At 56.8% G+C, this 24,769-nt stretch carries 21 protein-coding genes; 17 read left to right on the top strand and 4 right to left on the bottom strand.

The genetic code is table 11. From position 1 onward, the window contains the following. Window positions 1–3 precede the first annotated feature (3 nt). From BM069_RS08185 to BM069_RS08175, 3 genes are all read right to left on the bottom strand, one after another. On the bottom strand, window positions 4–2,475 hold the full coding sequence (locus BM069_RS08185) for a TRAP transporter large permease subunit (RefSeq protein ID WP_093322724.1): 2,472 nt from the start codon (window positions 2,473–2,475) through the stop codon (window positions 4–6). Between the two features lie 114 nt (window positions 2,476–2,589). Beyond that, window positions 2,590–3,684: a TRAP transporter substrate-binding protein gene (locus BM069_RS08180; protein ID WP_244503566.1), complete on the bottom strand. Its 1,095-nt coding sequence runs from the start codon at window positions 3,682–3,684 to the stop codon at window positions 2,590–2,592. A 130-nt stretch (window positions 3,685–3,814) separates the two neighbouring features. Continuing rightward, window positions 3,815–5,416: a GMC family oxidoreductase gene (locus tag BM069_RS08175; protein WP_093322718.1), complete on the bottom strand. Its 1,602-nt coding sequence runs from the start codon at window positions 5,414–5,416 to the stop codon at window positions 3,815–3,817. 76 nt (window positions 5,417–5,492) lie between these two features. Here BM069_RS08175 and BM069_RS08170 point away from each other — a divergent pair, with 76 nt between their 5' ends. From BM069_RS08170 to BM069_RS08150, 5 genes are all read left to right on the top strand, one after another. Continuing rightward, window positions 5,493–6,293 (top strand): IclR family transcriptional regulator, encoded by an 801-nt coding sequence (locus tag BM069_RS08170; protein WP_170846704.1) that lies wholly within the window; start codon window positions 5,493–5,495, stop codon window positions 6,291–6,293. Window positions 6,294–6,428: 135 nt separating this feature from the next. After that, window positions 6,429–7,202, top strand: a complete 774-nt coding sequence (locus tag BM069_RS08165) for a DeoR/GlpR family DNA-binding transcription regulator (RefSeq protein ID WP_093322716.1) — start codon at window positions 6,429–6,431, stop codon at window positions 7,200–7,202. A gap of 109 nt (window positions 7,203–7,311) precedes the next feature. Further along, complete coding sequence (locus BM069_RS08160; protein ID WP_093322713.1) at window positions 7,312–7,896, top strand: TRAP transporter small permease; 585 nt, start codon at window positions 7,312–7,314, stop codon at window positions 7,894–7,896. Next, window positions 7,896–9,392, top strand: coding sequence for a TRAP transporter large permease (locus BM069_RS08155; RefSeq protein WP_093322710.1), 1,497 nt, complete (start codon window positions 7,896–7,898; stop codon window positions 9,390–9,392). Before BM069_RS08160 ends, BM069_RS08155 begins: the two co-directional genes overlap by 1 nt. 34 nt (window positions 9,393–9,426) lie before the next feature. Next, window positions 9,427–10,485, top strand: coding sequence for a TRAP transporter substrate-binding protein (locus tag BM069_RS08150; RefSeq protein WP_093322708.1), 1,059 nt, complete (start codon window positions 9,427–9,429; stop codon window positions 10,483–10,485). Window positions 10,486–10,542: 57 nt separating this feature from the next. Here the strand turns inward: BM069_RS08150 and BM069_RS08145 are convergent, their stop codons facing one another. Further along, window positions 10,543–11,016 (bottom strand): tetratricopeptide repeat protein, encoded by a 474-nt coding sequence (locus BM069_RS08145; RefSeq protein WP_093322705.1) that lies wholly within the window; start codon window positions 11,014–11,016, stop codon window positions 10,543–10,545. A 33-nt stretch (window positions 11,017–11,049) separates the two neighbouring features. Here BM069_RS08145 and BM069_RS08140 point away from each other — a divergent pair, with 33 nt between their 5' ends. The 12 genes from BM069_RS08140 (at window position 11,050) to BM069_RS08085 (ending at window position 24,680) form a co-directional block, all read left to right on the top strand. Then, complete coding sequence (locus BM069_RS08140; protein WP_093322702.1) at window positions 11,050–12,336, top strand: cytochrome-c peroxidase; 1,287 nt, start codon at window positions 11,050–11,052, stop codon at window positions 12,334–12,336. After that, window positions 12,333–13,220 (top strand): PfkB family carbohydrate kinase, encoded by an 888-nt coding sequence (locus BM069_RS08135; protein WP_093322699.1) that lies wholly within the window; start codon window positions 12,333–12,335, stop codon window positions 13,218–13,220. The genes BM069_RS08140 and BM069_RS08135 overlap by 4 nt, the downstream gene beginning before the upstream one ends. Further along, a complete protein-coding gene (locus BM069_RS08130) occupies window positions 13,217–14,245 on the top strand; it encodes a tagatose 1,6-diphosphate aldolase (RefSeq protein ID WP_093322696.1) in 1,029 nt (342 codons plus the stop codon). The genes BM069_RS08135 and BM069_RS08130 overlap by 4 nt, the downstream gene beginning before the upstream one ends. 10 nt (window positions 14,246–14,255) lie before the next feature. Then, entirely contained in the window at window positions 14,256–15,638 is a 1,383-nt protein-coding gene (locus BM069_RS08125; RefSeq protein ID WP_093322867.1) for an L-fucose/L-arabinose isomerase family protein, read from the top strand. 1 nt (window position 15,639) lies between these two features. Next, window positions 15,640–16,725 (top strand): Gfo/Idh/MocA family protein, encoded by a 1,086-nt coding sequence (locus BM069_RS08120; protein WP_093322693.1) that lies wholly within the window; start codon window positions 15,640–15,642, stop codon window positions 16,723–16,725. After that, window positions 16,722–17,720: an aldose epimerase family protein gene (locus tag BM069_RS08115; RefSeq protein ID WP_093322691.1), complete on the top strand. Its 999-nt coding sequence runs from the start codon at window positions 16,722–16,724 to the stop codon at window positions 17,718–17,720. The genes BM069_RS08120 and BM069_RS08115 overlap by 4 nt, the downstream gene beginning before the upstream one ends. Then, window positions 17,717–19,165, top strand: coding sequence for an NAD-dependent succinate-semialdehyde dehydrogenase (locus tag BM069_RS08110; protein WP_093322688.1), 1,449 nt, complete (start codon window positions 17,717–17,719; stop codon window positions 19,163–19,165). Before BM069_RS08115 ends, BM069_RS08110 begins: the two co-directional genes overlap by 4 nt. Before the next feature lie 30 nt (window positions 19,166–19,195). Beyond that, window positions 19,196–20,113 (top strand): hydroxyacid dehydrogenase, encoded by a 918-nt coding sequence (locus tag BM069_RS08105; RefSeq protein ID WP_093322685.1) that lies wholly within the window; start codon window positions 19,196–19,198, stop codon window positions 20,111–20,113. A gap of 19 nt (window positions 20,114–20,132) precedes the next feature. Further along, window positions 20,133–20,639 carry a sulfopyruvate decarboxylase subunit alpha gene (gene comD / locus BM069_RS08100; protein WP_093322683.1) on the top strand — a complete coding sequence of 169 codons (507 nt, stop codon included), beginning with the start codon at window positions 20,133–20,135 and terminating at the stop codon, window positions 20,637–20,639. Further along, complete coding sequence (comE, locus tag BM069_RS08095) at window positions 20,636–21,190, top strand: sulfopyruvate decarboxylase subunit beta (protein WP_093322681.1); 555 nt, start codon at window positions 20,636–20,638, stop codon at window positions 21,188–21,190. The genes comD and comE overlap by 4 nt, the downstream gene beginning before the upstream one ends. 228 nt (window positions 21,191–21,418) lie before the next feature. Next, window positions 21,419–22,954 (top strand): ABC transporter substrate-binding protein, encoded by a 1,536-nt coding sequence (locus BM069_RS08090; RefSeq protein ID WP_093322679.1) that lies wholly within the window; start codon window positions 21,419–21,421, stop codon window positions 22,952–22,954. Between the two features lie 160 nt (window positions 22,955–23,114). Further along, entirely contained in the window at window positions 23,115–24,680 is a 1,566-nt protein-coding gene (locus BM069_RS08085) for an ABC transporter substrate-binding protein (protein ID WP_093322676.1), read from the top strand. Window positions 24,681–24,769: the final 89 nt, after the last annotated feature.

Genomic DNA, 24,769 nt, shown 5'->3' with positions numbered 1-24,769 from the left:
TGATTAGTTACCTGACATGACCGCCGGGAGCCACAGCACCAGTTGCGGGAAAATGAACAGAAGGATGAGGCCGAGCAATTGCACCAACATGAATTGCATCATGCCAAGATAGATGTCTTTGAGATCCCAGTTGGGGACGACGCCTTTGAGAAAGTAAGCGGAAAGCGCGACTGGCGGAGAGAGCCACGCCGTTTGCAGGTTGACCGCGACAAGGATGCCGAACCAAACCATAAGGTCGTAGCGCTCCAGACCGTAGACATCCAGAGATTCCACTGTCGGCAACAGGATCGGAACCACAATCAGAACGATTGGAACCCACTCCAACGGCCATCCCAGCAAGAATATCAGCGACATCACCAGAATCAGGATCAGATATGGTGACATATCGAGACCCAAGAGCAATTCGGTCATCATCTTGGGGGTGCCAAGTGCGCTGAATTGGGCGCCAAAGAAATTGGACGCCGCCACGAGGAACATGATTAGAACCGTGATTTCCAACGCTTTGATCAGTGAATCAAAGAAACTGGGAATGGTGAACTTGCGGTAGGCGACAGATAGCAGGATTGCACCGAAGGCACCCATGGCGGCGGCTTCGGCGGGTGTTGCAAGGCCGAGCAAGATGGATCCCAGCGCGAAGGAAATAAGGATGGTTGGCGGCATCAAGCCGGCAAAAAACTCGTCCCACAAACTTGAGAAGTAGAAGCTTCCATCGGCTTCGGCCCGATAGATTGGACGCGCAAGATAGGCGAGGAATGCAATGAACAAGGCCAAAATGACAGACCAAACGGGTACCTCTCCGGCGTCACCAAAGTTGGCGAAAATCATGAAAACATGAAAGAGAACGGCAATTGGCAGCAAAACACGCAGTGCGGTCAAATTTCTATAGCCCGCATAGGCCAGTGCCATTGTCGCCGCCATTACGAAAAGCCCACCGAATGGGACCAACCCGCCAAAGGCGCCGCCCAACCCCAGTCCGAAGACGCGACATAGAGTAAGCACCCCCAAACAGATTAGCGCCACTTCTGCACCGTAGTACCGCGAGGTTTCCGGCTGATCTTCCTCTGCAAGAATCGGGCCGAGCTCGGGGTTCAGCCAGCAGCGACCGAGCGTATACAACAGATAGAGTGACGCCAGCAACGCACCTGGAATAAACGCCCCACGGAACAGATCCAAGGTGGACACTTCCAGCACAGGCCCCATCACAATCAACATGATTGATGGTGGGATCAGGATCCCAAGTGTGCCGCCAGCGGTGATTGTGCCAGCCGCAAGTTGCACATTGTACCCTGAGCGGCTCATGGTGGCGCCGGCCATAATGCCCAGCAACGTCACAGATGCTCCCACGATACCGGTGGCCGCTGCAAAAATGGTCGAAACGATCAGGACCGCAATAAACAATGCACCGCGCACACGGGCCATGATCATCTGGATCGACGCAAACAGCCTCTCCATGAGACCGGCAGCCTCCATAACAATGCCCATCAGAACAAACAGCGGTACGGCCATCAGTTGATCATTGAGCATGGTGGAGTTGGTGTTGAGCGTCATCAACAGCGTGGTGAGTTTGAAATTGGCGCCCCAGATGCCGAATACAAACGCGAGGAAAATCAGCGTAAAGGAGATCGGAAATCCAATGAAGATCACAAACAGCATCGCGCAAAGCATGATCAGCCCGATGGTTGGTTTGGAGATTTGAGGGCGGGCCTTCATCAATTCGGTGAACCATTCCCCTCCAGGAACGATGTCAGGCGTGAAAACCGCAAGCACCAGCCATGTAAGCCCAATCAAGTAGAGCGGTAGGGCCCTGACAAACCACCGTTCGCGGGCTTTGCCCATCTTGTGAAAGGCGCGGAAAATTTCGGGGATGCCCTGCAAAAGAAGAAGGAAACCACCAACAGGCATTGCCGTGCGTGCAGGCCAGAGGAGAGGCCCCCAAGCGCTATCGATCTGCATGGTTTCACCAGTGGAATAAGCCAGCCACCAAAACTGTGCGGAAACGACAGTGAAGAAGATCATCGAAGGGATGAAAAACAGCAAATACAACGTGGCATCTACTGTCGCCTGTGTTTTGGGGGACCAATTCCGATAAAGAAAGTCGGCGCGGATGTGAACGCCGCGCATCAACCCATATCCTGCGGCGGCCATGAACAGCACACCCGCCAGCATTCGACTTGTGTCATAGACCCACAGTGTTGGACCTAGTCCAAGCCCCCGGGCAAAGTCTTCAAAGCCGGCATTGGACAAAATGGAAAAAGCATTTCGGGAAAACACTTCATAGACAACCACGGCGATCAGCGGGACCATCAAAAGCGAAGTCAGCTGACCTGCCCGATAGTTGATCAGGTCAATGGCGGCAGTGATCGGACGCTGCCAAGGCGTCATGTCATCGGGCGTTTCTCCGGGCGCCTCCGCACGGCGCTCCGCGATCAGTTCGTCGGCGATTTCGAGTTCGTCCGGATTGACTTCGTCTGCCATGTAAAGATCCCCTTATTCAAAAGCGGCCCATATAGAAGGGCAGCTTATCAATACGGGGTCGGATCTCGGGAGAATGCCGCGCTCCGGAGTGTTGCTCCGGAGCGCGGCTTTTTGTCATTTCAGAGTGTCTGCATGGGCCTTACCAAGACCTGCGTTTGATGCCTGCGCACCAGCCCAGAACGGAACCGCGATGTCAGCAAAGTCCTTTTGGGACTGCCAGACTTCCGCAAAGAACTCGTTGTCGGCTGCCGCGGCCTCAAGAGCCCTTTTTGCGGCGGCCATGTACTCGGTAAAGTAGTCTGCCGGAGTGTCTTCAAGAATGACGCCGTGGTTTTCGGTCAGATCTTTCAGAGCTTTGCCGTTTTCCCAGATGCGATAGGACATCGACTTGGAAAGCGACGCGTTCGCGGCAACTTCCAGTGCCTTCTTCTCGAGATCGCTAAGCGAGTCGTAGAAGTCGCGGTTCACGTACATGTCTGCGTTCACCACAACCTGATGCAAGCCTTGCAGATAGTAGTGCTTGAGCACTTTCTGGAAGCCAAAGACCGAGTCTGGCTTCGGGCAGCACCATTCAGCTGCGTCGATGGTGCCCTTTTCAAGCGCGGGCAGGATATCGCCGCCGCCCATTGCGACTGCTGGAACACCCACGTCGGCGTAAGCTGCACCAACCATACCGGGTGGGGCGCGGAAGCGCATTTGACGGAAGTCATCCATGGATTTGATCGGTTCCGGGAACCAGCCCAAAGCCTCGGGGCCGACGGGCTGCAGCAAGAAGCCTTTTACGTTTACACCCATCTCATCCCAAAGACGGTCATAAAGCTCTTTGCCGCCGCCGTATTGGAACCATGACAGGAACGCGATGTTGTCCAGACCGACACCAGCGCCCGCCACTGGCGCGCCGAACAGGTTGGCTGCCGGGTGTTTTCCACCCCAATAATGGGTCCAGGCAAAGCCACCTTCGACGAGGCCTGCGTCAACGGCATCCATGATGTCGCGCGGACCAACAACAGCGCCTGCTGGCAGTACTTCGATCGTCAGAGATCCTCCGGTCAGCGCAGCGACGTCGTTGCCGAATTCGTTCAACATAAATACTTCGTCGGCTGTTGATGGCAGAACCGATTGGATACGCAGTACCTTTTCGGCCATCGCTGTCGAAGCCATAAGTGCCAGTGCGGCTGCGCTGGCGGCTACATGTTTCAGTTTAAGCACGTTTCTTCCTCCCTAAGGTTTCGCCTTCGGCATTCTTATTTTCGCTCAGGGCTGAAGGCTCCGCCCGAGAGCTGTTGAGTCCAACCCGCCAATCTCCTCCACGGCGGATTGAAACTTGGTTGCGTACGCATCACTGCATGGCATCCTCCAACACAAGGTCGGCTGCCTTTTCGCCGATCATGATGCAGGGTGCATTTGTATTTCCGCTAACGATCTGAGGCATGATGGACGCGTCTGCGACCCGCAGTCCGTCAATTCCTCTAACCCTGAGTTTCGGGTCTACGACCGACATGTCATCAACACCCATCTTACAGGTGCCGGTGGGATGATAGATGGTGACGGACGTTTGGCGCGCCCATTCAAGGGTGGCAGCCTCGTCCTCAAGTGCAATCCCCGCACCTGGAGCGTGTTCTTCGGTTATGTGGGAGCTTAGTGGATCGGTTCGCGAAATTTTTCGTGCGATCTGTATGCCTTTGACAAGAGTTCTGCAGTCCAGATCGGTTGCCAGATAGTTTGGATGAATGATCGGGTGATCCTCCATCCGCGCAGATCGCAATGTCAGGTGACCCGCACTCTCTGGACGCAGCTGTAGAACGGAGGCCGTAAATGCTGAGAACCTGTGCGGCCCATCCGCTGGTTTGTCGGCACTCCAGGGTTGAATGTGAAATTGAATGTCTGGTGTTTCCAAGTGGGATTCAGTTTTCAGAAAACCGGTGCCGAGGCTCGCGGCCATCGTCATCGGACCGCGCTGGGTGAGGGCATATTGGATGGCCATCATACCCTGCTTGAAGATGTTGTTGGCTTCGGTGTTGATCGTGCTCAGATTGGTTTTAAAAACGGGGCGGGCCTGAAGGTGATCCTGTAGGTTCTTACCGACGCCCTTCAAGTCCTTTCGGACGTTGATCCCATGAGGCTGGAGGTCTTCGGGGTCTCCAATGCCGGACAGCATCAAAATTTGCGGCGAACCGATCGCTCCGGCGCTTAGGATGACTTCTTTGCGGGCGTGGATGTCGATCGCTTGATTGTTTTGGAACGCCCGTATGCCAATCGCACGCCCTTCTTCGATCAGAACCCTCTCCGTCTGGGTGTCCGTGAGAATCTCCAGATTCGTTCTGCGCTTGGCTGGGTTGAGGTAGGCAACCGCCGAGGAGCAGCGACGCCCGCCCTTCATAGTTAGTTGAAAGTAGCCAACCCCTTCTTGATCTTCACTGTTGTAGTCGTCTGTGCGCCTGTAGCCAGCAGCGACAGCCGCCTCAAGCCACGTGTCGACGATCTCTCTGGATAAGCGGGAGTTCTGAACCGAAAGCGGTCCGTCTGTACCGCGAAGGTCATTGGAGCGCTCACCGTGCCACGTTTCGGAGCGACGAAAGAGAGGCAAGACATTGTCCCAAGACCAACCGATGCATCCGAGTTGGGCCCAATGATTGTAGTCCTGCGGCTGCCCCCGCACATATAGTAAACCATTGATTGAACTTGACCCGCCCAACACTCGCCCTCGAGGCCAGGAAATGCTTCTTCCGGCGATGCCCTCATCGTTTTCAGTGACATACATCCAGTCAGTGTTCGGATTGCCCATTGTCCGGAAATACCCGACGGGAATGTGAATCCATGGGTTCCGGTCGACGGGGCCAGCCTCGATGAGTGCAACCGAGTGTTTGCCGTCTGCCGACAGACGGTTCGCCAGCGCACATCCCGCTGATCCAGCTCCCACGATGATGAAGTCGAACTCCATTTTTCTCCAAATATCAAAAAATGAGACTTTTAATCTCGATTTCGGCAAAAACTGACGTTACAGTGATTCGTCTCAAATGCATCTTTTTTTTGAATTGAGGGCAGATATTGTGACTTCCGCAGATCGAGTACCGACAAATCTCAGGACACTTCTGATCCTGGAAGTGCTTGGGAAAAGTGATCAGGCAATGACGGCGACGCAGATAAATGAACAGCTCGGACTGCCCAAGCAAACGGTCCATAGGCTGTGTGTTACGTTGGAGGAAAACGGATTCCTTACCCGACCTGGGAACGCCAAAAAGTATCAAGTGGCACGCAGGTTGCGTGATTTGGGCTCAGGATTGCTGCACAACTCAAGAGATCACATTGCCCGCCACAGGATATTGGAGGAGGTGGCAGAAGAGGTGAGAGAAACCGTGAACTATGCGGTTCCTGGTGAGTCTGGCATGAACTATCTTGATCGTGTGGAAACCGACTGGCCGTTTCGAATTCAGTTGCCTGTTGGTACAAGTGTACCGTTTCATTGCACCGCGAGTGGAAAGGCGTTTCTGGCAAGTCTTTCGCCAAAGAAAAGAGAAGTGTTAGTGGCTTCTATGTCGCTGGCAAAGATGACCGACAGGACTTTGGTGGACCCGCAGGAGTTGCTGGCGGAACTCGGTGAGATACGGCGGCAAGGGTATGCCTTGGATCAGGAAGAATTCATGGAGGGCATGGTCGCAATTGCAGTTCCGGTTCTGGATCCCGCCGGGCGGTTCGTGGCGGGGCTGGCCTATCATGGACCTACACAGCGCCTGGCCTTGTCAGAGGCATTGGAAAGGCGTGACCTGTTGGTGCGGGCAGCGAGAAAGTTGACGAAGGCACTGTTTCAAGCGGATTGATCCAAAGTCGGGGCCGTCGATGTCGTCAAATGGCACCCGTCAAAGGTTGTACAGTCAAGTGTGCGGGTTCGAATCATTCGTTTGTTGAGTTGCTCTTTCGTTTTGTCTACAAATCGAAAGTTCAAGGAGGTGCGAATGAAGTCACGGGTGACGACAAAGGCGCGACAGGCAGAGATTTTGAAGCTGCTTAAACGCGACGGGCGTGCGATTGTGGATAGTCTCGCGGAGTTGCTGGAAACAACACCGCAAACCATCCGGAAAGATCTAAATGCCCTTGCCAGGGATAATCAGATCATCCGGTTTCATGGCGGGGCGACACTTGCCGCCGGAACAGAGTACGCAAGCTTTGATGTCCGGTGCGAGATACAGCGCGAAGAAAAGGACTTGATTGGGGCTGCAGTAGCGGCTGAAATCCCGAACCATTCCAATGTGATTTTGAATGGCGGCACTACTACCCTTGCTGTTGCTCGTCATCTTGTTCATCACGTTGGTCTTAAAGTTGTGGTAGATTCTGTAAATCTTGCCAATGAGTTAAGGAGTTGTGTCGGCGTTCAGGTAATTGTGCCCAGCGGAATTGTACGACACGCGGATGGTGCTATTTTGGGTGCATCTGCGGTCGAGTTTATCCGTAAATTTCGGGCCGACGTTGCCGTTGTTGGGGCGGCTGGAGTGGGCGCTGATGGCACTTTGGCAGACTATGATCTTGAAGAAAGCGCAGTCAGTTCCGCCATCATCGCGAGCGGGCGAAATGTCGTTCTCGCCGCAGATAGCAGCAAGTTTGGCAAACTTGCTCCGCTGACGTTTGGGTCGATATCCGACGTTGATACGCTTGTGACCGATCGCCACTTCGCACCCGAGATGAAGGCGATGGCCGACCAAAATGACGTGCGGTTCGTGGTCGGTCGCTGATTTTCGAGTCTTGACGATTATGTTCGTTTTGTAGACTAATCGAAAGCAACGAACTCTGGATCACACTTGGGTGTGGTTGCGACGTGACTTTTGGGAGGATGTTCCGTCGATGCTTTTCATTTTGCGCCCGCTCGCGTGGGTAAACACCCTCATTTTGCGTCTGGGTCGCCGCGTCTCGGTGGTGGCACTGGCGCTGATGGTTGTGGTGATACTGACGCAGGTGTTTTGTCGCTATGTGTTGAACAACGCCCTTGCCTGGCCGGACGAGGCCGCGCGGTTTCTGATGTTGTGGATGGTCGGGTTAATGGCGCCGTCTGCAATGCGATGGAGCGGTTTTGTTGCAATTGACACTTTGCCCAGTGCCTTGCCGCGGGTTCCGGCTTTGTTGCTGACGCTGGTTCTTTTGACGATGTCACTGGGGGTTTTGGTAATCGCTGTACAGCATGGCTATGCGCATACGTTTGGTTTTGGCGGAAAATTTGACAGCTCTTCACTGCGGGTGCCGCTGGAGTGGGTCGGGATGGAAGGCTTCAAGGTGAAGCTCAAATTCATGTATGGGTCATTGCTCTGCTGTGTTGTCCTGCTGATCTCGGTCACGGTCGAGATGATCCTCCGCACAGTGATGGAATTGGTCGCTCCAGATACCGCCCAGCCAACTCGAGATGAAATCGACGACATGTTGGGAGCGGATTGATGCTTGGGTTTTTTCTGCCGCTCTTTTTAGTCTTTTTGGTCATCGGTTTGCCCGTGTTCTTCGCGCTGCTGCTTTCGCCCGGTCTGTTGCTGTGGCTAAACGGTCAGGAGCGCGACATCGCCCTTCTTTATCGCAATGTTTACAATGGAATGGACAGCTTTCCGCTGATGGCGTTGCCGTTCTTTGTGCTGGCGGGGGAATTGATGAACCGCGGCGGGATCACGACGCGGTTGGTGGAGTTTTCGCAAGCCCTGATGGGGCATCTACGCGGTGGTCTGGCGCATGTGAATATCCTGTCTTCGATCCTGTTCGCAGGCCTTTCGGGATCAGCAGTGGCGGACACTTCGGCGCTTGGATCTACGCTCATTCCGGCGATGGAGAAGAACGGCTACTCGCGCAAGTTTGCGGCGGCGATCACAGCTGCGAGTTCGGTGATCGGGCCGATCATTCCGCCGTCGGGCATCATGATCATATATGCCTATGTCATGGGGGAAAGCGTGGCAGCTTTGTTCCTTGCGGGTATCGTTCCGGGCATTTTGGTCGGTGTGGGCCTGATGGTGATGGTGCGCTTGTTGGCGGACAAATATGACCTGCCAAAGGCCGAGCGGATTGTGACCGCAGGCCAGACGATTTCGCCGATAGAGGCGGGGGTGAGTTTCGTTTTGTTGCGGATCAACTTTGCCGGTCTGCTCATGGGGCTGTTCGCTGGCGTCGCCGCGATCCTGCGGGCTTCGGCTGTCGAGATTTCGATCCACAACGGATTGATATTCCTTGTCTTCCTGCCTGTGGCACATCTGATTTTGATGCGGGCACGCGGCACGGTGACACCGGATTTCCGCATCATCTGCAAAAAGGCGGTGGTTCCGCTTCAGACACCGATCATCATTCTGGGGGGCATTCTGGTCGGGGTCTTTACCCCCACCGAGGCCTCCGCAGTGGCTGTGGCCTACGCGCTGTTGGTTGGCTTCTTCATCCTGCGTCTTCTCAAGGTCAAAGACCTGCCCGGTATCCTAATGCGCGCGGCCTTGTCGTCTTCGACCGTTCTTCTCCTCGTGGGCGCGGCTGTGGCGTTCAAAACCGTTGTCAGCCTCAGCCATGCCCCCGAAACGATGGCGGGCTTTATCCTGAGCCTTTCTGAGAACCCGTTGATTTTGCTCTTCCTTATCAACGTTCTCCTGTTCGCAGTGGGCATGTTCCTGGATGCGGGGCCCGCCATCATTATTCTGGGGCCGATTTTGGGGCCGATCTTCGTCGATCTCGGCGTGCATCCGGTACATTTCGCGATCATCATGAGCGTGAACCTGACGGTGGGGCTGGCGACGCCGCCGATGGGGCTTGTGCTTTTTGTCGCGAGTTCGGTTTCGGGGGAAAAAGTCGAGACCATCGCCAAGGCGATCTTGCCGTTCCTATTGGTGGAAGTCCTTGTGATCTTCCTCATCACCTATGTGCCTGCCATTTCCATGACAATACCAAGACTGACAGGATTTGTGCAGTAACATCAAACGCTTGAACTTATCAGGGAGGATAACAATGTTCAGCAAAACCTTTAAGGCGGTGGCCACTGCGGCGCTTATGGCGACCACGGCGATGGCGGCGCAAGCGGCGGATTACACGATCCGCGCGACCGCAAACTCCAATGAGAACGACGAGGACTATGACGGTCTCGTGGTGTTCAAGAACTTCGTGGAAAGCGCGTCCAACGGGGCGATCGAGGTTGAGCTTTTCATCGGCACACAGCTTTGCGCAAAGGGCGCGGAATGTCTGCAAGGCGTGGCTGATGGTACGATCGACGTCTATATCTCAACCTCGGGGGGGGCATCCGGTATCTTCCCCTATGTTCAGGTGCTTGATCTACCGTATCTGATGGCAAACGACCGTATTGCCGAAGCTGTGCTGGCGGGCGATTTCACCCGCAAGATGCGTGAGATGGCGCTGGCGGATTCTGGCGATGCGATCCGCCTGATGACTATTGGTAACACCGGCGGCTGGCGCAACTTTGCCAACACTAAACGTCGCGTGGCGTCTCCGTCCGACATGGAAGGCCTGAAGATCCGCACCGTGGTTGCGGACCTGCCGCAGGAACTGGTCCGCGCGCTGGGTGCGTCCCCGACGCCGATCCCGTGGCCAGAGCTGTTCACCTCATTCCAGACCGGTGTGGTGGAAGGCTCCAAAAATGGCATCACCGACATCATGGGCATGAAATTTCCCGATGCGGGCCTGCAGTACGTGACGCTGGACGGTCACGCCTACATGGGCGCGCTGTGGTGGATGAACAACGCCAAGTTCCAGTCCATGCCGGAAGACATGCGTCGCGTGATCGTGGACGGCTTCTCCGCTCTGCAGCAGGCGACGTTTGCTTCGCCGAAGCGCAAGTCGATCAAAGCCTACGAGGATTTCGTTGCAGGCGGTGGCGACCTTTATGTGCCGACTCCAGCCGAAAAGGCCGCGTTCAAAGAAGCGGCGGCGCCGGTTTATGACTGGTTCAAGTCCAACGTGAAAGGCGGCGAAGAGATCTTTGGCGCGCTGACTTCTGCGGTGGCTGAGGCCGAGGCTGACATCGAGGCGGGTATGATGAAAGACCTGAAGTAATCACTTGATGTGATTTGACAAATTTGGGGCGGGCCGGATTGGCCCGTCCCGCAAAATTCACCGGAACGGGTACAGCCACGTCCGGTAGTCATCCACCAGAATATGGGCCTTTTGAATTTGTTCGTCCGTCATCTTTTTCACCACTTCCTCAAGGGAAATGGCCGCATCCGGATCGCCTCCGATAGCGGAAAGTGTGTACCACATGTAGGCGCGCACGAGGTCAGGAGCGGGCATGCCGCGGCCAACCTCGTAGTACCAGCCAATGCCGGATTGAGCCCCCGCGTGACCTTTGAGAGAGGCGCGCAGATACCATTCAAACGCACGGACGTCGTCACGCTCCACACCGAGGCCCAAAGCGTACATCACGCCGATCAATTCTTCGGCCTCGGCATTGCCGCTGTTGGCGGCTGGCAAAAGCTCCGCCATCGCCTCTTCAAAGCGCTTGGCGTCCATCAGATCGCGGCCGGTTTCGATCTCCGCAAAGACGGGCGTTGCGCTTGCCAAAAGTGCAGCAAAAACAATGCGTTTCATCCTGTTTTCCTCGTCGTAATTCTGGGCGCTCTCGTGTGTGCGCCCGCGTATGGGACCCCGCTTCCGCAGCCGTTGCAAGAGGCGGATTTTAACCCTGTCGATCTGGAGAAAGCCAAGATCGGGCAGCTGCTGTTTTTTGACCCGCTGTTGTCGGGCAACCGCAATATCGCCTGCGCCACCTGTCACCATCCCGAGATGGGGTCGGGTGACGGGCTGAGCCTTGGCATTGGTGAGGGCGGTGAGGGGCTTGGACGGGAGCGGACGCCGGGGCAGGGCGATGCGAAGATCGTGAAGCGCATTCCGCGCAACGCGCCCGCGCTCTGGAACCTTGGGGCGCGTGAGATTGACGTGATGTTTCACGACGGTCGCCTGTCGGTGAGTGACATTTACGAGAACGGTTTTGACAGTCCGGCGCAGGAATGGCTTCCGGAAGGATTGGACAGCATTCTGGCGGCGCAGGCGCTGTTTCCGATGACGGCCGAGTTCGAAATGGCCGGCAACCCGAAAGAAAACCAGATTGCGGGTGCGGTCTATGACCGGATCGACAGTGTCTGGCCCATCGTGGCGAAGCGGGTGCGGGTGATCCCTGAATATGCGGAGATGTTCATCGCGGCATTTGACGATGTGGATCAGGCGCTGGACATCAATATTTCCCACATCGTGAATGCGATTGCGGCTTTTGAAAATCACGAATTCACCAGCTTTGACAGCCCGTTTGATGCCTACCTAGGTGGTGATGACACTGCGCTGAATGCGGAGCAGAAGGCGGGGATGGCGCTGTTTTTTGGCAAGGCAGTGTGCAGCAGCTGTCATTCCGGTAAGCTGTTGAGCGATCAGCAGTTTCACGCGCTGATGTTGCCGCATTTCGGGCCCGGCAAGACGCGGCAGTGGGATCCGGTGGTGCGCGATGTGGGGCGCATGGGGGCGAGTGATCGGCTTGAGGATGCGTATCGTTTCCGCACGCCGATGCTGCGCAACGTGGCGCTGACCGCGCCCTATGGGCACAACGGGGCTTATGACGATCTGGAGATGATGGTGCGCCATCATCTGAACCCGCGCGCGGCGTTTGAGGCGTGGGACACCAACAATGCGGTTCTGCCCGAGGTGCCTTGGTTGGAGAAGGCGGATTTCCGGCCGTTTGACGACAAGCGGGAGCGGCAGCGGCTGTCGGCGCGGGCGGATATTGATGAAATTGTTCTGAGCGATGCCGAAGTGGCGCAGGTGGTGGCGTTTTTGCATAGCCTGACGGGCACGGCATCGGTCAAAGGGCGCTTGGGCGTGCCGGAGAGTGTGCCCAGCGGGCTGGAGGTGCCGAAATGAGCAAGGTGTTGTGCGTCGGCGCAGCGGTGGTGGATTTTGTCTTTCACCTAGAGGCTTTGCCGCGATTGCCGGAAAAATACGGCACCGAGGAGGCGTCGATTGTCGGCGGTGGCTGTGCGGCCAATGCGGCGGTGGCGATTGCGCGGATGGGCGGCGAGGCTGTGCTTGGCGCGCGGTTGGGGGACGACAGCATCGGCGACATGATCGTTGAAGATTTGGCGCGCGAAGGCGTCGATGTGTCCAACGTGACGCGCACGGCGGGGGCAAAGAGTTCCTATTCCTCGGTCTTGATTGATGCCGAAGGGGAGCGCCAGATCGTGAATTTTCGCGGGGCTGGGTTGGTTTTGGCGACCGATTGGTTTGACGGGCTTGAAGGTGTCGGCGCTGTGCTGACGGACACGCGGCGCGTGGATGCGGGATTGGCGGCTTTAAGCCTGGCCAAGGCGCGCGGCATTCCTGGTGTTTTGGATGGCGAAGCGCCGATTGATCCGGCCTTGATGCGCGCGGCGAGTCATGTGGCGCTGTCGATGCAGGGGGTGCGCGATGTGCATCCCGATATGGATATTGAAGACGCGTTGTTGGCGATTGCCGCGGCGCATGAGTGCTGGGCCTGTGTGACCGATGGCGCGGATGGCGTTTGGTACACGGATGGCGACGCCGTGCGCCATGTGCCGGCGCACAGGATCACCCCGATTGACACGCTGGGCGCGGGTGACGTCTGGCACGGAATTTTTGCGTTGATGCTGGCCGAGGGCCACGACGCGGAAGAAGCAATTCGCCATGCCAACGGCGCGGCGGCATTGAAATGTTTGACAAAAGGCGGGCGGGCCGGAGCACCGAGCCGCGCCGCGCTTGAGGACTTCCTGAAGGAGACGACGCGATGATCACTCTCACCCCTGGTAAGCTGAGCGGTATGCGCCGCATGGCGGATGAGAACGGCATTTACAAGATGACTGCGGTGGACCAGCGTCCGCCGATCAAAGGCCCGATTGCCAAACATCTGGGCGTGGATCAGGCACCGTGGGATCAGGTGGCGAAGTTCAAGGGCATGCTGGTGGAAAGCCTTCAGGCGCATTCGACTGCGATGCTGCTCGATCCGCATTATGCCATTCCCTACAGCTTTGACACGTTGATCCCGCACAAGGGGCTGGTGGTCACCTTGGAAGACAGCCTGTTCACCGAAACACCGGGTGGTCGGCTGTCTGCGAGCATCGACAATTGGTCGGTGGGCAAGATCAAACGTATGGGCGGCGACGCGGTGAAGGTGCTGGCGTGGTATCGGCCGGATGCGAGCGATGAGGTTAATCAGGCGCAGAAGGATTACGTGAAGCAGATTGGTGAGGACTGCGCGAAATACGACATTCCGTTCCTGTTTGAGCTGCTGGTTTACCCGTTGGCGGCGGATGCGCATCAGACCAAGGAATACGTGGAGATGAAGGGCAAGAAGGCCGACGACGTGCTGGCCTCGGTCGAGGAGTTTGCCAAGCCGGAGTATGGCGTCGACGTCTTTAAGCTGGAAAGCCCTGTGAATGCGGCGGATGCGGATGGTTCTGCGGAAGTGCAGGCGGTGTTTGACGAGATGGGCCGTCTGGCGGGCCGTCCTTGGGTGATGCTGTCGGCGGGTGCCGGCAAGGCGGAGTTCCGCAATGTGCTGGATCATGCGTTCAAGGCGGGGGCTTCGGGCTTCCTTGCCGGGCGGGCGATCTGGCTGGATGCGTTCAACGCCTATCCGGATTGGGACGCGATCCGCGCGGGGCTTGAAGGCGATGCCGTGGACTATATGAAAGATATCAGTGCTTTGGCGGATGCAAAGGCGGCGAATTGGGCACAGCATGCTTGCTATGGCGAAGGTGGTGCGCGGTTGATTGCGGATGGTGCGGCGTTCCGTGCCGACTACGCGGATATCTGAGGGAATGGCGATGAAACTGGGCATTTTGCCATTGGGGCGTCCGACGTTTGACGTGCCTTTTGCCGAGGAAAACCTGACGGCGATGCTGGCGGCGCTTGATGCGTCGGGGCATGAGGTTGTCGGGCCGCGGGAGCTGTTGTTTGATGAGGCGGCGACGCGGGACGGGATTGCAACGCTGAAGGCGGCGGATGTGGATCAGGTGATGATCTTGCAGGTGACGTTTACCGATGCGTCGATGACAGTGGCGATTGGCGCGGCGTTTGATCAGCCTTTGTCGATCTGGTCCATTCCCGAGCCGCGTTTGGGGGATCGGCTGCGGCTGAACTCTTTCTGCGGTCTCAATCTGGCGAGCCATGCGCTTGGCTTGAACAACCGCGCTTTTGGTTGGTTGTATGCCGATCCGGCGGGTGACGTGGCGGGCGATCTCGCGGCGTTGCTGGCGGGAGAGCGGATGTCTGGCAAGCTCGTTTTGGGGGCTGTGCCTGAGGCGACTTTGGACGGTGAACGGATTGCACGTGCTGTGAACGGACAGCGGATTGCGCGGATTGGCGAACATCCGGTGGGGTTTGACACCTGTGCCTATGACAAAGCCGCGCTGCGCGGGCTGTCCGGTGTCGAGGTGGATGAGTTGCAGCTGGATGATCTGTTTGATCTGGCGCGGGCGGCCCCGGCGGAAGCGGCGGCAGATTTGCGCAAGCAGGCGGATGCGGAGCTGACGGGGCTGGACGCGGTTGATCCTGAAGAGTTGGATCGCTCGCTGCGCCTGAAGGTCGGTTTGGACACGCTGAAGGAGCAGGGCGGCTATAGCGCCTTTGCCATTCGTTGTTGGCCAGAGACCTTCACCGAATATGGCGGGGCTGTTTGTGGACCGGCGTCGATGATGGGCGAGGCGCGGGTGCCTTGTGCCTGTGAGGCCGACATTTACGGCGCACTGACGCAGATGGTTCTGGCGGCGGCGGCGGATGCGCCTGTTTTCCTGACCGATCTGGTGGATATGGACGTCGAGGACAACACCGGCGTGGTTTGGCATTGCGGGCAGGCACCGTTGTCGATGATTGATCCCGAGGTGCAGGCCGAGGCGACCATACATACCAATCGTAGGCAACCTTTGCTTTATCAATTCCCTCTAAAAGCAGGCGGCGTCACCTTGATGCGGATTTCCCAAGCGCATGGTCGCCCCCACATGGTGTTGAGCTATGCGGAGATGCTGAAACGCCCGATGAGCTTTACCGGCACGTCCGGTGTGCTGCGGTTTGAGCGCGGTGCCGACGAGGTTCTGGACGACATTATTGCAAGCGGCTTAGAACATCACATGGCGCTGGTTTACGGTGATCACCGTGTGGCATTGCAGGGTGCGGCTGGGGCCATGGGTCTGCCGCTTCTGGAGATATAAAATGACGATAAGATATGGCCTGATCGGCTCTGGCATGATGGGGCAGGAGCACATCCGCAACCTCAATTTGCTTGAGGGGTGTGAAGTGACAGCTGTAAGCGATCCGGACGAAGGCATGCGGCAGCTGTCGGTGGAAACATCGGGCGGCACGGCCAAGGCGTTTGGCGACTACAAAGATATGCTGGGGTCCGGTCTGGTCGATGCGTTGCTGATCGCTGCGCCCAACGACACGCACCACGAGATCTTGCTGGATGTGCTGGAAACGCCGCTGCCGGTTCTAGTGGAAAAGCCTCTTTGTACCACCTCTGCACATTGCTCCGAAGTGCTGGCCAAGGCCGAGGGGCGCAGTGCACCGGTTTGGGTGGCGATGGAATACCGCTATATGCCGCCTGTGCAGCGTCTTCTGGCTGAGTTGAAGGCCGGCACCGTGGGCACGCCGCGCATGATGGCGATCCGCGAGCACCGGTTTCCGTTTCTGGAGAAGGTCGGCGACTGGAACCGATTCAACGTGCGCACGGGCGGGACGTTGGTGGAGAAGTGTTGCCACTTCTGGGATTTGATGCGGCTGACTTTGGAAAGCGATCCTGTGCGGGTTTATGCCTCTGCGGGTGTGGATGTGAACCATCTGGATGAGGCCTATGAAGGGCAGACGCCGGACATTTTGGACAATGCTTATGTGACCGTGGATTTTGCCAACGGAGCGCGCGGGATGTTGGACCTGTGCATGTTTGCGGAAGGCTCCTATTGGCAAGAAACCATAGCGGTCACAGGTGAAAAGGCGCGGGTAGAGGCCAAAGTGCCGGGGCCTGCGCGGTTCACTGTGGACAAGAAAGAGCGTCATTCTGAGGTGGAGATTTCCCATCGCGGCAGCAAAGAGGTGACCGTCGAGGAAGTGGACGTTGACGAGAAGGTGCTGGCAGCGGGGGACCACCACGGGTCGACCTTCTTCCAACATGAGCGGTTCCGTGATCTTGTGCGCGCCGGTAAGGGGACGCCCGAGGTGAGTCTTGAAGACGGGCTTTGGTCGGTGCGTGTCGGGGAAGCAGCCGAGGAGAGTGCCCGTTCGGGCCAAGCGATCACACTATGATAGAAGACTGGGGACAAATGCCGGACGGCACCGCCGTTCAGCGCGTGCGGCTGGAAGGCGGCGAATTGACGGCGCATGTGCTGACTTATGGTGCGGTGTTGCAGGATTTGCGGCTGGCGGGCCATGCCGCGCCGTTGGTTTTGGGCTTTGGTGAGTTTGCCCCCTATCTGACCCGATCGCCGTATTTTGGTGCCACTGCCGGGCGGTTTGCCAATCGCATCCGCGACGGGCATCTGGAGCTTGACGGCGAAACCTATCAGCTGGATCGCAACTTCATCGGCAAGCACACGCTGCACGGCGGGGCGGACAGCACGGGCAAGCGCTTGTGGGATGTCGAGGATCATACGGCCAATAGTGTGACGCTGAAGATCGTTTTGCCGGATGGGCACATGGGGTTCCCCGGTGAACTGACGGCGCGGGTTGGGTTCTCGCTGCATGAGGGCGGTGTTTTCGACATTCGCATGAGCGCAGAAACCGACAAAACGACTATCTGCTCATTGGCGCATCACAGCTATTTCAAGCTGGACGACAGCCCGACAGTGTCCAAGCATTCGCTAAAAGTTGATGCAGATCGGTACACGCCGGTTGATGCGGAGTTGATCCCGACTGGTGAAACGACGGATGTGGCGGGGACGCCGTTTGATTTCCGCACCTCGACAGCGGTGGCGCAGTCGCATGACGTCGATCACAACTTCTGTATCAGCGACTCCCGAGAGGCAATCCGAACTGTGGCCAGACTGCACAGTCCCACGTCGGGCCTGTCGATGCTGTGCCGCACCACAGAGCCGGGTTTGCAGGTATATGACGGCGCAAAAATTGCAATTGAGCTTCCTGGTCTGGACGGCAAGCCAATGGGCGCCTATGCCGGACTGGCGATGGAGCCACAGGTGTGGCCTGACGCCCATCACCACGAGAATTTCCCGCAGGCTGTTTTGCGGCCGGGCGAGACATACACTCAACACACGCAATTCGTCTTTTCAGAGGGTGAGACATGAGCAACTTCAACGGTTTAATGATGGAGGCCAACCTGATCGGTGGCCAGTGGATCAAGGCTGACAGCGGAACAGCCATTGAGGTGACGAACCCCGCCACTGGCGATGTGCTTGGCACGGTTCCAAACGCGGGGGGAGATGAAACCGAACGCGCCATTGCAGCGGCGTCGGAAGCTTTCAAGACATTTGGGCGCACCAGCCTCTCAGAGCGCGTCGGCCTCCTTCACAAGCTGCATGATGCGCTGATGGACAATCAGGAAGATCTTGCGCAGATGCTGACGGCGGAGCAAGGGAAGCCGATCTTTGAGGCGCGAGGCGAGATCGCGATTGGCGCGGCTTACGTGAAGTGGTTTGCCGAGGAAATCCGTCGTGCGAAAGGCGAGATCATTCCGGCGCCGGGCAATGACCGTCGCCTGATGACCACCCGCCATCCGGTCGGAGTTGTTGGGGCGATCACGCCCTGGAACTTCCCGTCGTCCATGTTGGCGCGCAAGCTGGCACCGGCGCTGGCGGCGGGTTGTACCGTTGTCGCAAAGCCTGCAACCTCGACGCCTTATAGCGGGCTCGTTTGGGGCAAACTGTGTCAGGACGTAGGTTATCCCGACGGTGTGGTGAACATTCTGACCGGTTCGGCGCGTGGCATTGGCGGTGCGATCATGGAAAGTCCTGACGTGCGCAAGGTGACGTTCACCGGTTCCACGGAAGTCGGAAAAACCCTGATCCGTCAGTCGGCAGATACGGTCAAGAAAGTATCGATGGAGCTGGGCGGCAATGCGCCATTCATCGTATTTGACGACGCGGATGTGGATGCGGCTATTGAAGGCGCGATGATCGCGAAGTTCCGCAACATGGGACAAACTTGTGTCTGCACCAACCGCTTCTATGTGCAGGCGGGCATTCACGACACGTTTGTGGCGAAGCTGAAAGAGGCTGTGGCGGCGCTGAAGCTGGGCAATGGCGCTGAGGATGGCGTTCAGCAGGGGCCGCTAATTGATGACGGCGCTGTGGCCAAGGTTGAGGAATTCATCGCAGATGCTGCCGCAAAAGGCGGTGACGTGGTGCAGGGCGGCAAGCGTCATGCCAACGGCGGCAGCTTCTTTGAGCCAACCGTGATCACCGGCGCGACGCAGGACATGATGTTTGCCAAGGAAGAAATCTTTGGCCCGTTGGCGGCAGTCTTCAAATTTGAGGCTGAAGAGGACGTGATCGAGATGGCCAATGATACGGAATTTGGGCTGGCGGCCTATGCCTATACCCGAGACATCGCACGCGCCTTCCGCCTGAATGAAGGGCTGGACTACGGCATGGTTGGCATCAATACCGGCCTCATTACCACAGTCGAAGCGCCCTTTGGTGGCGTCAAGGAAAGCGGCATGGGCAAGGAAGGCGGAAGCCAAGGTCTCGATGATTACATGGAGACCAAATACTTCTGCGTCGCCGGACTCTGAGGCGATCAAATCAAGGGGAGGAGGAACCCGATGATTTTGATCACCGAGTTTATGGACGACGAGGCAGTTGGGCGGCTGAAGGTCGCCCACGCCACAAACTACGCACCGGAATTGGCGGATGCGCAGGGGGATATTCCGGCAAAGATGGCTGGCGTTCAGGCGTTGATTGTGCGGAACCGAACGCAGGTCACAGCGGCGTTGCTCGCGGCATCGCCAGACCTGAAATACGTGGGGCGTTTGGGTGTTGGATTGGACAACATCGACGTGGATGCCTGCAAGGCGCGTGGTGTCGAGGTGATGCCGGCGCTGGGAGCAAACACGCTCTCAGTGGCGGAATATGTGGTAACCAATGCGGCGATCCTGCTGCGGGATGCCTATCAGGCCAAACATGCGATGATGAACGGGGATTGGCCGCGGACGCAATCGTCGGGCCGTGAGATTGGCGGGCGGATGTTGGGCCTTTTGGGGTTTGGCGCGAATGCGCAAGAAACCGGACGGCTGGCGCGGGCGATGGGCATGAACTTGATTGCTTATGATCCGTTTTTGCCAGCGGATCATCTGGCGTGGGGGCATGCCGAGCGGGGCGAGATTTCTGATGTTCTGGCGCGGGCGGATGTGGTCAGCCTGCATGTGCCGCTAACCGATGAGACGCGCCACATGATCAACGTCGAGAGCATTGCGCAGATGAAGGCAGGCGCGGTTTTGATCAATGCGGCGCGGGGCGGCGTCGTAGATGAGGAGGCGCTGGTTGCGGCCATGGCGTCGGGTCAGGTCGCAGGGGCGGCTTTGGATGTGTTTGAGACCGAGCCGTTGACCAAAGAGGCTGCTGAGAAATTCAAAGGTATCAAGAACTTGGTTCTGACGCCACACATTGCCGGTGTGACGCAGGACAGCAACGTGCGGGTAAGCGCCATGATCGCGGATCTGGTGCTGGACCGGCTTTCATAGGGAGGAAACCGGAAGAGATATGGCAACCACAATGGACCACCAGATTGTTGAGGATCTGAAATCGGCGGGGATCGACTACATCACCTCTGTTCCGTGCAAACAATTGGCAGGGGTGATCGAGGTGTTAGAGGAAACACCTGAGATTATGCATATGCCGTCCAATAAAGAAGACGAGGGTATGGGGCTGTGTGCCGGCGCTTTTATGGGTGGAATGAAGCCCTGTATTGTCATGCAAAACACAGCGCTTGGCGTTGTGGTAAACACACTTGCCACGCTTATCCAGTTTTATCAGATTCCGCTTCCCATGCTGATTTCGTATCGAGGAGAAGTCGGAGAACCGGTGGCCTGTCAGGTGGAAATGGCGCTGCACACAAAGGCAATCCTGAATCAGATGCATATTCCGACTTACCACTTCCACAAGCCGGAAGATTCAGCCGAGCTTCCCGGTATTCTGGAATACTGCCAGATGGCGAGCAAGCCCGTGGCGATCCTGTGTGATGCAACTTTCTGGAGGGCTTCGGCATGATCCGCAACGATGTTTTCCAAACCCTGAAACCGGTGATCAGTGAACATCTGGTGGTGTGCAACATCGGCGCTCCAAGTCAGGAATTGCACGCAATGGACGACCAGCCCTCCAATTTCTACATGTTGGGGACAATGGGCTTGGCAAGTTCGATCGGGTTGGGTTTGGCGGCCGCGCAAGCCAAGCCTGTGATCGCCATTGATGGCGACGGATCTGTACTGACCAATCTTGGCACGCTGGCGACTATCGGGAACAATCCTCAAAGCAATTATACACTTTTGATCATCGACAATGGGTCTTATGGCTCCACCGGCGATCAGCCGACCTATGCCGGAATGAACACGGATCTGGCTGCGGTGGCTCGAGCTTGCGGTGCGGAATGTGTGTTGACTGTGTCGGCCGAAGATACGGCGCAAGCGGTCACGGATGCGATTGCTTCTGACCAGATGACGATCATCGTAGCCAAGTGTGAAAGTGGTAACGTTAAGGTGCCTGTCATCAAAACCAATCCGATCGTGATCCGCGAAAGGTTTATGGAAGAAGTGCGGAAATAACCATTGATGAACCGAAAACAGAAAGGGTGAGGGCTTGGGCGCTCACCTTTTTTTGTTTGGAACCAATTAGATATAGGGGAAAGACAGGGAAGTCCTGAACAATTGTTCACAATGGTCTTGTCAAAGCTGTTTTGGGAATGGATCATCCCGCCACAATCACAAATAAGTAGGGGAGTACTTTTCGTGACATTTAAATCGACACTTCTGGCAACAGCTGCACTTGTGGCCATGCCTCTTATGGCGCAAGCCGATACATTGCGCTGGGCGCGTGCCGGTGACGCTCTGACAATGGACCCGCACGCACAGAACGAGGGCCCGACCTCCGCTCTGGCCCACCAAATCATGGAACCGCTGGTTATGCGCGACATGACTGGTGCTATGGTGCCGGCGCTGGCAACCGAATGGGGCCCGTCTGCCGACAACCCGAACATCTGGGTTTTCAAGCTGCGTGAAGGCGTAACTTTCCACGACGGCGCCGAGTTTGACAGCGAAGATGTGCTGTTCTCGCTTAATCGCGCGATGACAGAAGATTCCGACTACAAAGAACTGCTGGCATCGGTGAAAGAGGTTCGCGCAACCGACAAATACACCATCGAGATCGAAACCAACGGTCCGAACCCGATTATGCCCAACAACCTGACCAACATGTTCATGATGGACAAAGGTTGGGCCGAGGCGAACAACGCTGTGAAGGTTCAAGACTACGAAGGTGGTGAAGACACCTTTGCCGCCAAGAACGCAAACGGCACCGGCGCTTACAAGCTGGTCAGCCGCGAGCCTGATGTGAAAACCGTCTTGGCTGCCAACGAAAACTATTGGGGCAATGGTGAGTTTCCGCTGGAAGTCACCGAAATCGTATTTACCCCGATTCAAAACGCCGCGACCCGCGTTGCTGCAATGCTGTCTGGCGAAGTTGACTTCATTCAGGACGTGCCTGTGCAAGACATCGGTCGTGTTGATGGAACCGACGGTCTTGAAGTGCGCACCGCGCCGCAAAACCGCGTTATCTTCTTTGGTCTGAACCAGGCCGCAGAAGACATCGCCGGCGACGACGTTGACGGGATCAACCCGATGTCGGATGTGCGTGTTCGCAAAGCGATGTCCATGGCGATCGATCGCGACGCGATCAAAAAGGTTGTTATGCGTGGTCAGTCCGCGCCTGCGGGTATGATTGCTCCGCCGTTTGTGAACGGTTGGAACGAAGCGATGGACAGCTCCTCCAAAACGGACGTGGATGGTGCCAAGGCGCTTATGACGGAAGCTGGCTATGCTGACGGTTTTGCGATCACTCTGAACTGCCCGAACGATCGTTACATCAACGATGAAAAAATCTGTCAGGCGGCTGTGGGTATGCTCGCGAAAATTGGTGTGAAGGTGAACCTTGACGCCAAGCCAAAAGCACAGCACTTCCCGCTGCTTAGCAATCTTGAAACAGATTTCTACATGCTTGGCTGGGGTGTCCCGACTTATGACTCCGAGTACATCTTCAACTTCCTCACCCACACCAAGGGCGAGAAGTACGGTTCCTGGAACGCCACCCGGTTCTCGGATACGGATTTGGATGTGAAGATCGAAGCGTTGGCATCGGAAACCGATTTGGCCAAACGCAACCAGATGATCAACGAAATCTGGACTGTGGTGCAGGATCAGCAACTCTATATTCCGATCCACCACCAGGTGCTGAACTGGGGTATGGCGTCCAACGTCGACACCATCGTTGCACCGGATGACACTGCGCACTTCAAATACTTCAAGATGAAGTAAGCGTTTATGCTATGATTTTGAGAAGCCCCGTCCGCACCGTCGGCGCGGGGCTTCTTTGTTAGGCGTTTGACGCCTCTGAAGCTCGGGAAGTGTTGCTTCAGCCTTGCATATTCGCCGCGGGAGTGTCGTGCTGCAAGAACCACCAAACAAGGGAGTTATTATGAAACGTGCGATTGGGATTGTGGCGGTCGGCCTGAGCCTTGCAGGGCCGGCCTTTGCCAATGAATTTAAGTGGGCGGGTACAACCGATCCGCAAACATTGGACCCGCATGCGGTGAACACCGCTTCTGTGCTGGGGTTCCTCAACAATGTCTATGAAGGGTTGGTGCGACGCGGCAAGGACATGTCCATCGAGCCGGCGCTTGCAACACGCTGGGAGCCGATTGGCAACGGCGAAGGTTGGCGGTTTCATTTGCGTGAAGGTGTGACCTTTCAGGATGGCAGCACCTTTGACGCGGAGGATGTTCTTTTCTCCTATCAGCGAGCGTCCGATGAGGTATCCGACACTCGCAGCTGGTTTGCGCCTGTTTCTGACGTAAAGGTCGTGGATGCCTACACGGTTGATATCCTGACCAACGCGCCCAACCCGATTTTTCCGGATAGCATCGCCAACTGGATGATCATGGACAAGGGGTGGGCCGAGACCAACAATGCGGCGTTGCCTGACAAGGAAAACGGCAACTACGCTACGCTTAATGCAAACGGCACAGGTGCCTTCAAAGTCACGGAGCGAGAGCCAGGACTGCGGACGGAGTTGATGCCGAATGACGGCTGGTGGGGAGAGGTTGAGCACAACATTACCCGCGCCGAGTTCACCCCAGTGCAGAACCCTGCGACTGCGGTGGCTGCGCTTCTGTCAGGCAATGTGAATATGATCAATCCCGTGCCTATTCAGGATGCGGAGCGACTGGCAGATTCTGGTGACGTGAAGGTTATCCGCGGAATCGAAGCGCGTGTGATCATGCTGGGCATGGCGCAGGAAGCGGATGTCCTGAAGTACGGCGACGACGCTGGCAAACCAAACCCGTTTCTGGATGCGCGTGTGCGTGCGGCGGTTGCTCATGCAGTCAACGTGCCGGCAATCTTGAAAGTGACCATGCGCGGCAATGCAGAACCGGCTAGCCAGCTGGTCAGTCCGGCTATGCGAGGCTATTCTGATGCCAATTCGGCGCGCCCCGAGTTTGATCCGGAGAAAGCGAAAGCACTGCTGGCAGAGGCAGGATATCCGGATGGCTTCAGCTTTGGCTTGAAGTGCCCGAACAACCGTTATCTGAATGACGAAGCTGTCTGTCAGGCGGTGACGTCAATGCTGTCCCAAGTTGGCATGAATGCCCAGCTAGAAGCGATGCCAGTGCAGAACTACTGGCCCGAACTGCGTGAAGACAACTACGACATGTATTTGCTCGGCTGGTCGCCCGGCACCTTTGATGCGGAACATCCGATCCGGTTCCTTGCGTCCACACCGAACAAAGAAAAGAAGTTGGGCAGCTGGAACTTTGCGGGTTATTCGAACGCTCGAATCGATGAGTTGCTGCCGATGATCCAATCCGAAATTGACCCGGCAAAACGTCAGGCGATGTTGGATGAGGCTGCAAAAATTATGCAGGACGAGACCGCCTATGTGCCGATGTATGTGCAGCCATTGGTTTGGGGCACCGGTAAAAACATCGAGCTTACTCAACGGCCTGACAACTTCTTCATCCTTCGCTGGGTGACGGTTCAGTAAACTTCTAGAGGGAATTTGCTGAATTTTCGTGCAGTTTATGTACGGGGGCGGTTGACCTTTTTTCGCAAAGCGACAATGGGTGACCGCCT

Origin of the sequence: Shimia haliotis (genome assembly GCF_900114415.1) — a bacterium.
Classification (GTDB): Bacteria; Pseudomonadota; Alphaproteobacteria; order Rhodobacterales; family Rhodobacteraceae; genus Shimia; species Shimia haliotis.
This window is presented reverse-complemented; position numbering and strand designations above follow the sequence as displayed.

Coding starts and splice junctions, on each gene's coding strand:
- comE (WP_093322681.1), top strand. CDS start 20,636: ATGATCCGCAACGATGTTTTCCAAACCCTGAAACCGGTGATCAGTGAA.
- BM069_RS08160 (WP_093322713.1), top strand. CDS start 7,312: ATGCTTTTCATTTTGCGCCCGCTCGCGTGGGTAAACACCCTCATTTTG.
- BM069_RS08120 (WP_093322693.1), top strand. CDS start 15,640: ATGACGATAAGATATGGCCTGATCGGCTCTGGCATGATGGGGCAGGAG.
- BM069_RS08175 (WP_093322718.1), bottom strand. CDS start 5,416: ATGGAGTTCGACTTCATCATCGTGGGAGCTGGATCAGCGGGATGTGCG.
- BM069_RS08155 (WP_093322710.1), top strand. CDS start 7,896: ATGCTTGGGTTTTTTCTGCCGCTCTTTTTAGTCTTTTTGGTCATCGGT.
- BM069_RS08170 (WP_170846704.1), top strand. CDS start 5,493: ATGCATCTTTTTTTTGAATTGAGGGCAGATATTGTGACTTCCGCAGAT.
- BM069_RS08125 (WP_093322867.1), top strand. CDS start 14,256: ATGAAACTGGGCATTTTGCCATTGGGGCGTCCGACGTTTGACGTGCCT.
- BM069_RS08090 (WP_093322679.1), top strand. CDS start 21,419: ATGCCTCTTATGGCGCAAGCCGATACATTGCGCTGGGCGCGTGCCGGT.
- BM069_RS08185 (WP_093322724.1), bottom strand. CDS start 2,475: ATGGCAGACGAAGTCAATCCGGACGAACTCGAAATCGCCGACGAACTG.
- BM069_RS08145 (WP_093322705.1), bottom strand. CDS start 11,016: ATGAAACGCATTGTTTTTGCTGCACTTTTGGCAAGCGCAACGCCCGTC.
- BM069_RS08105 (WP_093322685.1), top strand. CDS start 19,196: ATGATTTTGATCACCGAGTTTATGGACGACGAGGCAGTTGGGCGGCTG.
- BM069_RS08110 (WP_093322688.1), top strand. CDS start 17,717: ATGAGCAACTTCAACGGTTTAATGATGGAGGCCAACCTGATCGGTGGC.
- BM069_RS08115 (WP_093322691.1), top strand. CDS start 16,722: ATGATAGAAGACTGGGGACAAATGCCGGACGGCACCGCCGTTCAGCGC.
- BM069_RS08130 (WP_093322696.1), top strand. CDS start 13,217: ATGATCACTCTCACCCCTGGTAAGCTGAGCGGTATGCGCCGCATGGCG.
- BM069_RS08165 (WP_093322716.1), top strand. CDS start 6,429: ATGAAGTCACGGGTGACGACAAAGGCGCGACAGGCAGAGATTTTGAAG.
- BM069_RS08085 (WP_093322676.1), top strand. CDS start 23,115: ATGAAACGTGCGATTGGGATTGTGGCGGTCGGCCTGAGCCTTGCAGGG.
- BM069_RS08150 (WP_093322708.1), top strand. CDS start 9,427: ATGTTCAGCAAAACCTTTAAGGCGGTGGCCACTGCGGCGCTTATGGCG.
- comD (WP_093322683.1), top strand. CDS start 20,133: ATGGCAACCACAATGGACCACCAGATTGTTGAGGATCTGAAATCGGCG.
- BM069_RS08135 (WP_093322699.1), top strand. CDS start 12,333: ATGAGCAAGGTGTTGTGCGTCGGCGCAGCGGTGGTGGATTTTGTCTTT.